General features: G+C 60.6%; 12 protein-coding genes. All 12 read right to left on the bottom strand.

Annotation, left to right across the window (positions count from 1 at the left end):
• On the bottom strand, positions 1-393 hold a 393-nt coding region (pgsA, locus tag VGK14_RS06260), incomplete at its 3' end, for a CDP-diacylglycerol--glycerol-3-phosphate 3-phosphatidyltransferase (RefSeq protein ID WP_331508091.1).
• 298 nt (positions 394-691) lie between these two features.
• Positions 692-1,087 carry a peptide-methionine (R)-S-oxide reductase MsrB gene (gene msrB, locus VGK14_RS06255; RefSeq protein ID WP_331508090.1) on the bottom strand — a complete coding sequence of 132 codons (396 nt, stop codon included), beginning with the start codon at positions 1,085-1,087 and terminating at the stop codon, positions 692-694.
• 15 nt (positions 1,088-1,102) lie between these two features.
• A complete protein-coding gene (locus VGK14_RS06250) occupies positions 1,103-2,272 on the bottom strand; it encodes a PatB family C-S lyase (protein WP_331508089.1) in 1,170 nt (389 codons plus the stop codon).
• Entirely contained in the window at positions 2,269-4,425 is a 2,157-nt protein-coding gene (ovoA, locus tag VGK14_RS06245; protein WP_331508088.1) for a 5-histidylcysteine sulfoxide synthase, read from the bottom strand. The genes VGK14_RS06250 and ovoA overlap by 4 nt, the downstream gene beginning before the upstream one ends.
• A 28-nt stretch (positions 4,426-4,453) precedes the next feature.
• Positions 4,454-6,898 (bottom strand): putative bifunctional diguanylate cyclase/phosphodiesterase, encoded by a 2,445-nt coding sequence (locus VGK14_RS06240; protein WP_331508087.1) that lies wholly within the window; start codon positions 6,896-6,898, stop codon positions 4,454-4,456.
• Positions 6,895-7,677, bottom strand: a complete 783-nt coding sequence (locus tag VGK14_RS06235) for an EAL and HDOD domain-containing protein (protein ID WP_331508086.1) — start codon at positions 7,675-7,677, stop codon at positions 6,895-6,897. The genes VGK14_RS06240 and VGK14_RS06235 overlap by 4 nt, the downstream gene beginning before the upstream one ends.
• A 363-nt stretch (positions 7,678-8,040) precedes the next feature.
• Positions 8,041-9,474 (bottom strand): ribosome biogenesis GTPase Der, encoded by a 1,434-nt coding sequence (der, locus tag VGK14_RS06230; protein WP_331508085.1) that lies wholly within the window; start codon positions 9,472-9,474, stop codon positions 8,041-8,043.
• Positions 9,475-10,641: an outer membrane protein assembly factor BamB gene (gene bamB, locus VGK14_RS06225; protein WP_331508084.1), complete on the bottom strand. Its 1,167-nt coding sequence runs from the start codon at positions 10,639-10,641 to the stop codon at positions 9,475-9,477.
• Between the two features lie 7 nt (positions 10,642-10,648).
• The gene (locus VGK14_RS06220; RefSeq protein ID WP_331508083.1) at positions 10,649-11,275 is read right to left on the bottom strand and encodes a tetratricopeptide repeat protein; all 627 of its coding nucleotides are present in this window, start codon (positions 11,273-11,275) and stop codon (positions 10,649-10,651) included.
• Between the two features lie 18 nt (positions 11,276-11,293).
• A complete protein-coding gene (locus tag VGK14_RS06215) occupies positions 11,294-12,097 on the bottom strand; it encodes an ATP-binding cassette domain-containing protein (RefSeq protein WP_331508082.1) in 804 nt (267 codons plus the stop codon).
• Positions 12,094-12,927, bottom strand: a complete 834-nt coding sequence (locus VGK14_RS06210; RefSeq protein WP_331508081.1) for an ABC transporter ATP-binding protein — start codon at positions 12,925-12,927, stop codon at positions 12,094-12,096. Before VGK14_RS06210 ends, VGK14_RS06215 begins: the two co-directional genes overlap by 4 nt.
• Positions 12,920-14,179 carry a histidine--tRNA ligase gene (hisS, locus tag VGK14_RS06205; protein ID WP_331508080.1) on the bottom strand — a complete coding sequence of 420 codons (1,260 nt, stop codon included), beginning with the start codon at positions 14,177-14,179 and terminating at the stop codon, positions 12,920-12,922. Before hisS ends, VGK14_RS06210 begins: the two co-directional genes overlap by 8 nt.
• Positions 14,180-14,225 lie beyond the last annotated feature (46 nt).

Raw genomic sequence — 14,225 nt, 5'->3', positions numbered from 1 at the left:
CTTGCCAATCGCCGCCACTGCGACGCTGGAGCCGGAGCCTACGCCGGCCATCCACTCCCTTAACGCCGAGATCGCGATTTCGCGTCCGATGATGATCAATGCAACGATGGCGCCGACACGTGCGAACTCGACCAGTACGATCAGCGCGGCAGCCACCATCAGCTTATCCGCGACCGGGTCGAGAAAAGCGCCGAACGCCGAGGTCTGGTTGAGGCGGCGCGCCAGATAGCCGTCCAGCCAGTCGGTCACCGCCGCCAGCGCGAACACCAGCGTGGCGAAAAGATTGCTTTCATGCGCGGTCAGCGTACCCGCCGGCAGATAGAACAAGCCGACAAAGATGGGAATCAGCACGATGCGCAGCATGGTTAACGAGTTGGGGATGTTCCAGCGCATAGGCATCTCTAGGGCGTGTTCATACTAATTTCGCGTCTGCGACGGGGGCGATTTGGGATGCCATCCGCGAAGCAAGACGCGCCGAATTGCAAGCCACTTCACGCGGCTTGCGACAAAGGAGGGCGCCCAAATCGCCCCCGTCCCCGTGATAACAAAGAAAACCTAAAGGGGTTGCCAAGATAATGCGCGTCTGCGGCGTTGCAAGGCTAGCGAATGGAACGACCATTCGCTGCGCCTCGCGCCTTGCATCCATCGCATTCTCTTGGCAATGCAGTCGTGAAATTAGTATGAACACGCCCTAGCTTCCGGGTTCAAACCGTAGCGCGGCGGAATTCAGGCAGTAGCGCAGGCCCGTCGGTTGCGGGCCATCCTCGAACACATGCCCCAGGTGAGCGCCGCAGCGTCTGCAGGAAATTTCGGTGCGCACCATGCCGCAACTGAGATCGCGGGTCTCCTCGATATGCTCTTCCGCCACCGGTTGCCAGAAACTGGGCCAGCCGGTGCCGGAATCGAACTTGGCCTCCGAGTCGAACAGCGCTTCTCCGCAACAGATGCAACGATACATTCCCTTGTCGTGCAAATCCCAGTATTTGCCGCTGAATGGTGGTTCAGTGCTGCATTGACGCGTTATTTCGAACGATTCCGGCGATAACTGCTTACGCCATTCTTCGCTGGTTTTCACAATCTTGTCCATAACCATATCTCCAATTCATCTCGATGCCAGCGCCTGCCCGATACGCTGCAACGCCTGCATTACGATGTGGCGCGGCGTGCCGATATTCATGCGCATGAAGCCATTGCCGCCCGCGCCGAAAACCGTGCCGGGATTCATCCCTACTTTGCTCTGATACACGAAAAAACGCTTGAGTTCCTTATCGTCCATTCCCAGCGCGCGACAATCCAGCCACAACAGATAAGTGCCTTCCGGTTCGATCAGGCGAATCGCAGGAATGTTTTCGAGCAGGAAGCTCTTGACGGCGTTCCTGGTCGCATCCAGATAGTTCAGCAGGCTGTCCAGCCATGGCTCGCCTCCGCGGTATGCGGCCTCGAACGCGGCAATACTGAAGGGATTGGATGTGCTGACGTGGAACAGGTCGAATACCTTGTGCAACGCGGCGCGGTGCCCGGCATTCGGCACCACCAGCGCAGACAGCCCCAGGCCCGGGATATTGAAAGTTTTGCTGGGCGCGACAGCGGTAATGACTGAATCCATGTCGCCAGCCAGCGTTGCCAAGGCGGTATGCCGGTTGCCGGGATAGATCAGGTCGGCATGTATCTCGTCCGACAGCACCATCAGCTTATGGCGGCGCGCTATGGCGAGCACGCCTTGCAGTTCATCCCGACCCCATACCCTGCCGACCGGATTGTGCGGAGAGCACAGCAACAGCAAACGCGCCCCTGCTGCGGCACATTGCTCCAGATGCGCAAGATCGATGGTGTAGCGCCCGTTTTCCGGACGCAAGGGATTCAGCACCAGGCTACGGCCGGTATTGGTAACGCAGGAGAAAAACGGGAAGTAAACCGGAGGCTGGACGATCACCCCTTCCCCCGGCTGCGCGAAAGCCATCACCGCCGCATGCAGCGAAGGCACCACGCCTGGGCACATCATGATCCATTCGCGCCGCACCTCCCAACCGTGACGTTGTTTCAGCCAGCCTGTCAGCGCCTCGAACAGGCTGTCGGGATGCAGGGTATAGCCGTACACCGGGTGCGCGGCGCGTTGCTCGAGCGCCTGGGTAACGGCCTCCGGCGCGGCGAAATCCATATCGGCGACCCACAACGGCGCGATGTCGGCAGTACCGAAATAGGATGCGCGGCCGTCATGCTTGACGCTGGCGGTACCGTCACGCGGGATTTCGCGATCGAAATCGAAGCTCACTCAACGCGCTCCCAGAGCGTCACTTCCGATAGCGTATGCTGGAATTTGCGCCGCGTTTCGCGGATCACGAACGGCACCTCCAGCGGCCCGCGCACCAGCCGGAAATGCCTGCCGAGCAGCGCCTTGAGGCCGTCCAGCGTGGTGAAGTTTTCGCCATTCCGCTTGAAGCCGCCGACCCATTCTTCGCGCTTGGTATGCTCCGCAAGCCAGGTATAAGGCGAGGCGATCATGAGCAGGCCGCCCGGCGTCAGCCGTTGATGAATGGCCGTCAGAAATTTTGCCGGACTGTAAAGGCGGTCGATCAGGTTGGCGGCCAGGATCAGGTCGTAGCCGGTGAACTGCGGCTTGAGATTGCAGGCATCGCCCTGATAAAACTCGACCTTGTGCCTGCACTGCCGCAGCCCCATGTCGGCCAGCCTGCGCTCGCGGTAGGACACCAGTTCGCCCTCGTCGGCCAGCGTATAGCGTATGGTTCCCTGCTCGGCCAACCGCACGCCCAGGCCGATGAAGCGCGCGGAAAAGTCGATGCCGGTGACCTGGTCGAAATGCCGCGCCAGCTCGAACGTGGCGCGGCCGGTGGCGCAGCCCAGGTCCAAAGCCTTGCGCGCCGGCCTGCCAGCCATGGTCTGCACCGCCAGCTCGGCCAGGGCCTTGGGGAAATTGGGCACGCCGTAGTATTCGTCGCCGTAATGGAATTCGGCGTACTCCGACAGCAGCTTGTCCGTTTCATAGATGGAGCCCACCGGCACGGCGGGCGCTTCGGCCACCACATAGCGGAATCCGGCATGCTGGAAGAAGTGGCGGCGAAAGGCATAGCGTGCGCTACGCAAGGCTTCGTTGCCGCAGGAAATCCAGGAGCCGCCCTTCATCAGGTTATGGCGTTCGTCGAACGTCGGGGTGGTGAAGTCGTCGTAGTATGGATGCACTTCAAAGCCGTCGAAGGGGTAAATCGGCGTTTCCGTCCATTGCCAGACGTTGCCGGCCACATCGAACAGATCGCCGTGGCGGAAAACGTCGACCGGGCATGGCGATGCGTAATGATCCAGATGCAGGTTGGCGTCGGCCGCATGCGCGGCAGGCACCTCCGCCAAGCCGGCAATATCGTACAGCCGGTACCACTCGTCCTCGGTCGGCAGGCGTACCGGCAGGCCGCTCACCGCTTTCTTCCAGTTACAGAAAGCCTTGGCTTCGTGGTAATTGACCTCGACCGGCCAATTCCACGGCATCGGTACGACCTCGGTCATCAGCCGCAGGCGCCATGCGCTTTCACCCTTGAGCCAGAAAGTCGGGTTTGTCGCCCGGGCAAAACTTTTCCATGCGCTGCCCTCTTCTTCCCAGTATTGGTCGGCGAGATAGCCGCCGGCTTCGACAAAAAGCAGGAATTCGCCATTGCTGACCAGATGGCGACTGGCCTGGAACCCCGGCAGCGCCGCTTCATGCCGCCCGTATTCGTTATCCCAGCCGTAATATGGCGCAGCCCTGTCCAGGCCCAGGCGCACATTGCCCGCCGGGATATCGACCAACCCGTTCTGCGGCGCCGCTGCCGACATATGGCACGGCTGCCAGGCGGGATGCGGCCTGACATAGGCAAGCGCATGTTGGCGAATCAGTACCGATGAAGTTTCAAGATGGATGCGCTCGTGCTCGATGCCCATCAGAATCGTCCACCAAGGATGATCCCAGTCTATCGGCAAGGCGAGCGGCATATTGCCGATGATCCGGTCCACCGTTGCGCGCACCTCGTCCCGATAAGCCTTTACCTCATCGACGCCGGGCCAGTCGTAGTGTGCCTCGCTGAGATCGTCCCAGCTCATCTCGTCCACGCCTATGGCAAACATGGATTCGAATCTGGGATTGATGCGCTGCTCGAGCAACCCGGCCAGTATCAATTTGTTGATGAAAAAAGTTGCGGTATGGCCGAGATAAAAAATCAGCGGATGGCGCAGCGAAATCGGCTTGATGAAATAGGCTTGATCGCTGGCCAAGGTCTCGAACAGCAGTTCGTAGCGGCCGAAGGTGGCATGGAAATAATCGCGGATTTCCTGCCTCTTCTGCTCCGCATCGGCACCGGTCAGGGCGGGGGTACGATTAAATAGCCCGGCGGCAGAACCATCTTGCGCCGGCAAGATATCGGGGGTGGAAGTCGTGTTCATAATATCGGTTGATTGGTTCGGTTGCAGATCAGGTCTCCATGCGCCGTCCGCCGGCCAGCAGCCTGGAAAACTCTTGCGCCGGCAACGGACGGCTGAACAGATAGCCTTGAATTTCATCGCAGCCTTGCGCGCGCAGAAAGTCGAGCTGCTCCTGGGTTTCCACGCCCTCGGCAATCACTTTGAGGCCGAGGCTCTTGCCCAACGCAATAATGGCCCGGGTAATGGAAATATCATCGGCATCCTTGGGAATGCCGCGCACGAAAGATTGATCCACCTTGAGCTTGTCGATGGGAAAACGCTTGAGATAGGAAAGCGAAGAATAGCCGGTGCCGAAATCGTCCAGCGAAATCTGCATGCCCAGCCTGGCGAGGTCGTTCAACATCTCGATGACGCGTTCGATGTTATTCATCACCATGCTTTCGGTGATTTCGAGTTCCAGCAGATCGTTCGACAATCCATGGCGCGTCAATGCGGCGGATATCTCCCCAACCAGCGGCAGGCGGAACTGCTGCGCCGAAAGGTTCACGGCCAGCTTGACCACCGGTATCCCATCCAGCTGCCAGGCCCGGTTCTGGGCGACCGCCTGATCGATCACCCAGCGGCCGATAGGTACGATCAAGCCGGTTTCTTCGGCAATAGGAATGAAGTGTGCAGGAGAGACCATGCCGATGTCCGGATGTTCCCAGCGCAGCAACACTTCGGCACCGACGATCCTGCCGGTATGGATATCCACCTGCGGCTGGTAATACAGCAGCAATTCGTTACGATCGAGCGCGCGGCGCAGGCTGCTTTCCATCTCCAGCTTCTCCAGCGAGCGCACGTTCATATCGTCCGCATAAAACAGGAAATTGCTGCGGCCGAGATCTTTCGCGCGATACATTGCGATATCGGCATGCTTGAGCAGATCTTCCACCGTTGTGCCGTCTGTCGGATAAACGCTGATGCCGATACTGGCGGAAATGGAAATCTCGTGCCCTTCGATAAGGAAAGGCGAAGCGAAAATCGCCTGGATCTTTTGCGCGACAATAGCCGCATCGCTCACTTTGGCGATATCGATCAGCGCCACCACGAACTCGTCGCCTCCCAGCCGCGCAACCACGTCGGACGCCCGCAGGCAGGTTTTGAAGCGCGTCGCCACGCGCTGGATCAGCGCGTCCCCGGCGCTGTGGCCAAGCGTATCGTTGACGTATTTAAAACGGTCGAGATCGATAAACATCAGCGCGCCGAATTGCTCGTGGCGGCGCCCCATGCTCAAGGCCTGTTCCACCAGGCTGTAAAGCGTAGCGCGGTTGGGTAATCCGGTCAGAGTGTCGTAGAAGGCCAGCTGGCGGATGCGCTCTTCCGCAGCCACGCGCTCGCTGATATCGGAAAAAGTGGATATGTAATGCGTGACGGCGCCCTTGTCGTTCTTGACTGCGCTGAGATTCGCCCACTTGGGGAAAAGGGAACCGTTCTTGTGGCGGTCCCAGATTTCTCCCTGCCAGTGCCCGCGTTCTGCCAGCGCCTGCCACATCTGCTCGAAGAAACCCTTGTCATGGCGGCCAGAACGCAATATGCGCGGAGTCTTGCCTATCACTTCGCCGGCGGCAAAACCGGTGATACTGGAGAAAGCCTGGTTCACCGCCACGATGTTTTCCTTGGCGTCGGTGACCAGTATCCCCTCGCCGCTGTTCTCGAAAATACGCCCGTACAGGCGCAGGCTCTCTTCCCTGCTCAGCCGATCGGTGATATCCCGTACATAGCCGATCAAGCCATTGGCATTGCCGTCCTTGTCGCGCGTGACCGAAAGCGAGACGCTGGCCCAGAAGATTTCGCCCGATTTCTTGCGGCGCTGCACCACCATTTCCCGCTCGCCGGAAAGCAGGGGGTCGTTGTCGCCGGATGCTTCTTCTTCATCGGCATACAGGAAGAGGATGTTCTGACCGATCGCTTCGTTTGCCGAATAGCCGAACAGACGCTGCGCGCCGCCGTTCCAGCCGGTGATGTAGCCCATGATATCCATGGTGATGACCGAGTCCTCGATCTGGTCGAGGATTTGCATCTGGCGCTGCAACTGATCCGAAGCAACGTCCAGCTCGCGTTCGCGGCGTGCGAACGCGAGCCTGGCTTCGAGCAGCGGCGCCACGAAGGCAGCGATTTCAGCCAGAAAGGCAAGATCGCCCTGCGAAAAAATTCGGCCGGCCACGCATAATGCGCCGACCGGAGCATGGGTGCCGGGCAATGGCACGGCTGCCATATCATCCGCAAGATATGTTCCGCCGCCGCGCGTTGCACTGACCGCACTCGCCCATCTGGCGGAAGGCAGACTGGGTTCGCCAAACAATACCGGCAATGCATCCGGACACTGCAGCGCCTGGCTGAGCTGGCTCGCTACCGCTTCATGCATTGCGCTGCCGGCGCCGTCAAGAATGGCAATCAGGATACGCTGCGCCATCGGGAACACGCTGCTCGATCGATCGCCTTGGGCATTCATGCCTGATTCATCTCCTGGCCCACGCCTGCCGCCCAACGCAGGGCGGCGAGCTGACACTCGGCAAGTTTCAGCGCGTCCAGACCAATGAACGAGGGCAGTGCAATATCGCTATCGCCGGCCTGCACTCCCTCCACCCATGCCAGCAGTTCGCTCAATGCGCCCTCGTGTCCCAGCAAGGCGGATTGGACATCATCCGGCAATGGAATGATCCTGACGATTTCAGCCATCGGCATGCCCAGCAGGCTGTCCAGCAGGGAAAATATCCCCGCCATGAAGGCACGCTCCTGCATGGCGGCATCCCAGCCGACGGCGAGGGCCAGGCATTCCATCAGCTTGGCCCGCATCGCGGCAAGCTGCATCAGCGGATTTGGCGCATCGCCTTGGGTCTGGTTGCTGGTATAGAGCATCAGCTGTATCCAGCGCTGCATCTGGCGGCGTCCCAACACCATGATGGCCTGATTGAAGGTGGAGACTTTGGTGCCCAGGCCCATCGAGACGGAATTGACCAGCCGGAACAGATTGAATGAAAGTCCCGGCTCGCGTTTGAATACCTGCTCGATTGCGGCGCTGTCGGCATCCTGCACAACCAGCGCCAGCAGCTTCAGCAAGACCGCACGGTTCGCATCGCGCACGCCCGCCGCGGCCGGAGGGTGGGCGATAAAGTGGCCGCAAAACCATTCTCCGCCGCCCGCTTTGGCCGCATCGAGCCGGGCCTGGTTTTCTATGCCGGTAACAAACTGCAGACCATGAACCGCCGCATGGAAATTGCGTCCGGCCAATGCTGGAGAAGGATGTTGATTGCTTGCGGCACTTACGATCCAGGTTTTCCCGGCGGGCAGCGAGTCCAGGCAAGTTGCCGGCGGTTGATTCCGGGCGTCTAGAAAAATCCGCAAGTCTCCCGTCCCTGCGCTCAAGGACGGGCCAAAGCTTGTAATCGCATCGCCACAATCAGCGCCACAGCGAACCCATACGCCTGCCCAGATGCCATGCCGATCCATGACCGGAGTGAGCAGAATTCCGACAGTTTGATTCATAGCGAACATTGTAGTCACAAACAGGGGTCGATGTGCGCCTGCCGGGTTGGCAACTATCGATGCTGACCAACGTTCCTGCGATGCGGCAATAAGTGCGGAATGCGTAGCTTAGCGCTTAGCTTGCGTTTCGTTCTTGCGCGCTTTTAGTTCGGCACGCTGCGCGACCTTGCGCTTACGCATGCTAACGATGCCTTCGCCGGCCTTGGGCTTATCTTTATCCGGCTCGGCATAGGGGTTGCTGCCCTGCTTGAACTGGATGACCAGCGGCGTTCCGGCGAGTTCGAAGGATTTACGGAAAAAACCTTCGAGATAACGCCGGTAACTGGCGGGAATGCGGGTAACGTGATTGCCGTGGATGATGATGACAGGCGGGTTTTTCCCGCCTTGATGGGCATACCTGAGCTTGGGCCGGATGGCGCCTGAAACCGGCGGCTGGTGCTGCTCGACGGCGGCCTCCAGCACGCGCGTAAGCTTGGGCGTGGAAAGCTTGGCCATGGCTGCGGCATAAGCCGCGTCCACCGACTTCATCAAAGGCGGCAGGCCCTGGCCCTTGAGTGCAGACAGATAATGAAATTTGGCATAAGTGAGAAAGTGCAGTTTGCGGTCGATGTCTTTTTTGACTATGTCGCGCTGATCTTCCTTCAGCCCATCCCATTTATTCACCGCCACCACCAGCGCGCGGCCGGTTTCCAGCACGAAAGCAGCCAGGCTGCCGTCCTGCTCGGTAATCGCGTCCTGCGCGTCCAGCACCAGCACCACGACGTTGGCATCCTCGATGGCCTGCAGCGTCTTGATGACCGAAAATTTCTCGATTGCCTCGAACACCTTGCCGCGGCGGCGAATGCCGGCGGTATCCACCAGCGTGTATTGTCTTCCGTCGCGCTCGAAATCAATGTGGATGGAATCGCGCGTGGTGCCGGCCTGGTCGAAGGCGATGACGCGCTCTTCGCCCAACAAGGCATTCACCAGCGTGGATTTGCCGACATTGGGCCGGCCGACGATGGCGATCTTGGGCGGCAGCTCTTCGTCTGCGGCGACTTCCGGCTCGGGCGAAAAATCGGCCAGCGCCAGATTGATCAGGTCGCGCACGCCTTCGCCGTGTGCCGATGAAATCGCATACGGCTCGCCCAGACCCAGTTCGTAGAAGTCCGCCGCGGCGATCGCCCGGTTCATGCCTTCGGACTTGTTGACGGCCAGCAGCACCGAGCGGCCTGAACGGCGCAAGCGATCGGCGATGATTTTATCCTGTGCGGTAATGCCTTGGCGGCCGTCGACCAGGAATACCACGGCATCGGCTTCATCCACCGCCTGCAGGGTTTGTTTGGCCATTTCGACCAGAATGCCGCTATCCGCAGCCGGCTCGAAGCCGCCGGTATCGATCACCAGGTAAGGCCGGTCGCCCACCACGCCACGACCATAGTGGCGATCGCGCGTCAATCCGGGAAAATCGGCGACCAGCGCATCGCGCGTCTTGGTCAGCCGGTTGAACAGCGTGGATTTGCCGACGTTGGGCCGGCCTACAAGAGCGATGGTTGGCAGCATTTACTTGAGCGCAACCGCATACACCCCGCCGCCGCGGGTCTGAAACAGCGCGGCGCTGCCACCCAACGGCACCGGCTGCGGCATCACTGCGCTGCCGTCGATCTTGATGCGCGCGGCGAAGTCGCCGTCGTCGCGCGACAGCAGGTGCACCCAGCCTTCGAAATCGCCCAGCAAGGCGTAACGCCCCAGTGCGATAGGTGCGGAAACCTGACGGTATTGCAGTCCGCCCTGGCGCCAGAAGGTCTTGCCGCTGGAATAATCCAGCGCATAGATCGCACCGTTGCTTTGGGTGACGTAAATCGTGGAACCGTCAGCAGCCAGGCCGGTATAGCTGGAAATATCCCGGCTCCATAAGACGTGGCCGGAACTGCGCTCAATGCCGACGACGCGCCCCTGATAAGCTGCGGCATAGACAAAGCGACCGTCGACCACCGGCAAACTGGTGATATCGGCGATACGCTCGATTTCGGTAGCGCCCTTGGGTTGGGCTACCGATGCCTCCCAAATCACCTTGCCGCTGGCGACATCAAGCGCCACCAGCTTGCCGCCGGCAAACCCGGCGAATGCCGCGCCCCCATCGTCGATCACGACACCGGCGTTGCTGCGCAGCGATAACGTCGGCGTGGCGCGTTCATAAACCCATTTGCGCTTGCCGTCAGCTGCATCCAGGCCGTAAATACGCGAGTCGCCACTGCGCACCACCACCACCCCCTGAAGCACATGTGGAGCCGACAACACCTCGCTCGCCACCTTGGACTTCCACAGCAGCTTGCCGGCCGTCTGGTCGAACGCCAGCACCATGCCCCGGGGCGTGCCGACCAATACCAGGTTTTCGCCCGCCCCCACCCCGCCGGAGATCTTCTCGCCGGCGGAAACACGCCATACCTGTTTACCGGTAGCCACATCCAGGCGGGTGATATCTCCGCCCTGGCTTGCGCCGTAGACGGCTTTGTCGTCTACCGCCGGGGTGAAGTCATAGTCCGGGGAAGCGCCCACCCCGGCCTGCCATAGCAGCTTGACGTCGGCCGTGGTCCTGATTTCCTTCAGGTCGGTCGCCTGATCCTTGATGTCGGGCCCGAACATGCGCTCGGAAATATCGGTCTTGAGGTCGGTGATGCTGCTGCATCCCGCCAATACGGCAAGCATCAGTACAGCGATTATCCGCATGAACATATCAGCTTCCCAACGCATCCAGCTTTTGCTCGGTATATCTGCGGAATTTGCTTTTCTGGTCCAGGCTGGCAAGCGCTTCGGCATACGCCTTCCTGGCTTCGGCAGATTTGCCTTGGATAGCCAGAATATCGCCCTTGAGGTCTGAAAGCAGGCCGTCATAGGCAGGGTCATGCTTTTCGGCCAGCGTTTTCAGCGCGTCGTCGTATTTTTTCTCTTCGAATTGCAAGCCGGCCAATTGCAGTTGCGCAATGGATTTGACCGTTTCTTCCCTGGAATGCGCCAATGCCCATTCCACCTGCGCATGAGCGCTCCTGGCGTCACCCGCTTCATAATTCGCACGGGCAACCATCAGTGCTGCGCGGGCGGCATAAGGGGTGCCCGAATATTTTTCCATCAGTTGGCCGGAAACGCTGCGCACCTGCTTGATGTCCTTGACATCCAACTGCGCGAGCGCCTCGTATTGGCTTGACGCCTCCAGCCTCTGCTTGTGCTGGTAATATTTCCAGCCTTGAAATCCGGCAAACGCCACGCACAGCGCCCCCACCGCCAACAATACGGTATTGCCGTTGCTATGCCACCATGCTTTCAGTGCGTCCAGCTGTTCCTGTTCTTCCAGATCGTATGCCATGCTTCTTCCTCAAATAAACTAAGCGGCCTGCCAATGCCGGCCGGGAATGGAGTTCAATAAATTCTGCGTATATTCCTCGCGCGGATGGGCGTACAGGCCTTCCACGCTGCCCTGCTCCACCACGCGTCCACGCTGCATCACCGCCACCTCGTCGGCAATATGCCTGACCACGCGTAAATCATGGCTGATGAAGAGGTAACTCAGACCCATCTCACGCTGCAGCTGTTTCAGTAACAGGAGGATTTGCGCCTGTATCGACACATCCAGCGCGGACACAGGTTCATCGCACACCACCACCCTGGGCTCAAGCACCAGGGCACGCGCGATACCGATGCGCTGGCGCTGGCCGCCGGAAAATTCGTGCGGATATTTGCCCATGTCCAGGGCTGACAAACCGACCCGCTCCAGCATGCGCAGCACCTTCGCGCGTCGCTCTTCCGCATCGCCCAGCCCGTGGATCACCAAGCCTTCACCGACGATATCGCCCACCTTCATGCGCGGATTGAGCGAGGCGAACGGATCCTGGAACACCATCTGCAAATGCCGCCTCGCGGCGCGCAACTCTTGACCGGAAAGCGCTGCCAGATCATGCCCTTCGAACAGCACCTGGCCTGCATCGAGGGGCTGCAATTGTAGCAGACAACGCGCCAGCGTGGATTTACCGCTGCCCGATTCGCCGACTACGGCGAGCGTCGCACCCGGCTTCAGCGCAATGCTGACGTCGTCGAGCGCTTTTATCAGATTGCTACCGAAGCCGAAGCGCCCGCTGCGCTGCTTGTAAGTCTTGGTGAGGCCGCTAGCCGACAGGATGAAATCGTTCATGCCGCGGCTCCGTTCAACCAGGCGTAGTCGATGGGCTTCAGCGGTTTTTTGCCCTCGGCGTCGGGCACGCAATCCAGCAGCGCCCGGGTGTAGGGATGCTGCGGGCGATCCAGCACGTCGCCCACGCTGCCCATTTCGACGATCTCGCCGCGGAACATCACTGCCACGTCGTCGGCAATGTCCGCCACCACGCCGAAATCGTGGGTGATGAACAGCATGCCCATGTTCATGCGGGTTTTCAGTTCGGCCAGCAACGCCAGAATCTGCGCCTGCACCGTCACGTCCAGCGCAGTGGTCGGCTCGTCGGCGATGAGCATGGCCGGTTCGCAGGCGATGCTCATCGCGATCATCACGCGCTGGCGCTGGCCGCCGGAAAGTTCGTCGGGATAGCTATTGGCACGTTCGGCCGGGATGCCTACGCGCTCCAGCAATACGGCGATGCGGCCCTGCAACGCCTTGCCGGACAGGCCCAGATGCGCGGCCAGGGTTTCGCCGATCTGGTAACCCACGCTCAAGACCGGATTGAGCGAAGTCATCGGCTCCTGGAAAATCATGCCGATGCGCTTGCCGCGCACGTCGCACATCTGGGTATTGGACAAGCCGGCAAGCGCGTTGCCCTGGAATACGATGTCGCCGGAAAGCCGCTGCAAGGCGCGCGGCAAGAGGCCCATGATGGAGAGCGCGGTCAGGCTCTTGCCGCTGCCGGACTCGCCGACGATACAGGTGGTGCGGCCGGCAGCCAGCGCGAACGAGACTTTGTTGACCAATAAACGCGAGGCATCGGCCGCCGGCGCGACGGTCAGCTTCTCGACGCGCAGCAGGTCAGCCACGCAGCCCGTCCGCCAGTTGCGCCAATGCCACGCGGACCTGCTTCCCTTCGCCGCGCAGCGGTTTGACGCTGGCCTCGCCGGCCTGCGCCTCGTCGTCGCCGATGATGACGGCAAAGCGGGCGCCGCTGGCATCGGCTTTTTTCATCTGCGACTTGAAGCTGCCGCCGCCGCAATGCAGCAATGCGCTGAACCCCGCATCGCGCAGCCGCTCCGCGACACCCAGCGCCTGTTTATCGGCCAGCTCGCCGACATGTACCACATAGGCGTCCGGCACCGCTAGCGGCGGGGCGAATGCGTGATCCTGCAGCAGCGCCAGCAGGCGTTCCACGCCCATGGCGAAACCGCAGGCCGGCGCAGGCTTGCCGCCGATCTGCTCGACCAGGCTGTCATAACGTCCGCCGGCACACACCGTGCCCTGCGCGCCCAGGCGCGTGGTCACCCACTCGAACACCGTGGCGTTGTAATAATCCAGTCCGCGCACCAGGCGCGTGTTGATGCGATACGCGACGCCGGCCGCCTTGAGCATGGCCTGCAACGCCTCGAAATGCTGGAGCGAAACTTCGTCGAGATCGTTCGTCATCCGGGGAGCCGCTTCCACCAGGGCCTGCATCGCCGGATTCTTGGTATCGAGGATGCGCAGCGGATTGCTGTGCAGGCGGCGCTTGGCGTCTTCGTCCAGCACCTCGGCATGCTGCTCGAAATAGGCGATCAGCCGGTTGCGGTATTGGGCCCGGGCTGCGGCGGAGCCCAGCGTATTGATTTCCAGCGCGACGTCCTGCAAACCCAGCAGCTTCCACAGCCGGGCCGTCATCACGATATGCTCGGCGTCCATATCCGGGCCCTCAAAGCCCAGCGACTCCACGCCGACCTGGTGAAACTGGCGGTAGCGCCCCTTCTGCGGCCGTTCGTGGCGGAACATCGGCCCCATGTACCACAGCCGCTGCGGCGCGTTGTAGAGCAGGTTGTGCTGCACCACGGCCCTGACGCAGCTCGCCGTACCTTCCGGACGCAGGGTCAGTTGTTCGCCGTTGAGCCTGTCCTCGAAGCTGTACATTTCCTTTTCGACGATATCGGTGACTTCCCCGATCGAGCGCACGAACAAATCCGTGGATTCGACAATAGGCGTACGGATTTGCTGGTAGCCGTAGCCGCGCAGCCAGTCGCGCACGGTGTCTTCGAAAAACTCCCACAGCGGGGCATCTATCGGCAGCATATCGTTCATGCCGCGCACGGCCTGGATGGTCTTGCTCATCGTTGTGGTATTGGAAATTCAGTCATTGAGTTGATGAAAATGGCCC

The organism is Novimethylophilus sp. (assembly GCF_036504375.1).
Lineage (GTDB): Bacteria > Pseudomonadota > Gammaproteobacteria > Burkholderiales > Methylophilaceae > Novimethylophilus.
Note: the sequence above shows the minus strand (reverse complement) of the source record. Positions and strands in the feature narration are given on the sequence as shown.

Excerpts from the sequence above, each read along its gene's own strand:
- ovoA (WP_331508088.1), bottom strand. The coding sequence starts at position 4,425 with ATGAACACGACTTCCACCCCCGATATCTTGCCGGCGCAAGATGGTTCT.
- msrB (WP_331508090.1), bottom strand. The coding sequence starts at position 1,087 with ATGGACAAGATTGTGAAAACCAGCGAAGAATGGCGTAAGCAGTTATCG.
- bamB (WP_331508084.1), bottom strand. The coding sequence starts at position 10,641 with ATGCGGATAATCGCTGTACTGATGCTTGCCGTATTGGCGGGATGCAGC.
- VGK14_RS06215 (WP_331508082.1), bottom strand. The coding sequence starts at position 12,097 with ATGAACGATTTCATCCTGTCGGCTAGCGGCCTCACCAAGACTTACAAG.
- hisS (WP_331508080.1), bottom strand. The coding sequence starts at position 14,179 with ATGAGCAAGACCATCCAGGCCGTGCGCGGCATGAACGATATGCTGCCG.
- VGK14_RS06220 (WP_331508083.1), bottom strand. The coding sequence starts at position 11,275 with ATGGCATACGATCTGGAAGAACAGGAACAGCTGGACGCACTGAAAGCA.
- der (WP_331508085.1), bottom strand. The coding sequence starts at position 9,474 with ATGCTGCCAACCATCGCTCTTGTAGGCCGGCCCAACGTCGGCAAATCC.
- VGK14_RS06240 (WP_331508087.1), bottom strand. The coding sequence starts at position 6,898 with ATGAATGCCCAAGGCGATCGATCGAGCAGCGTGTTCCCGATGGCGCAG.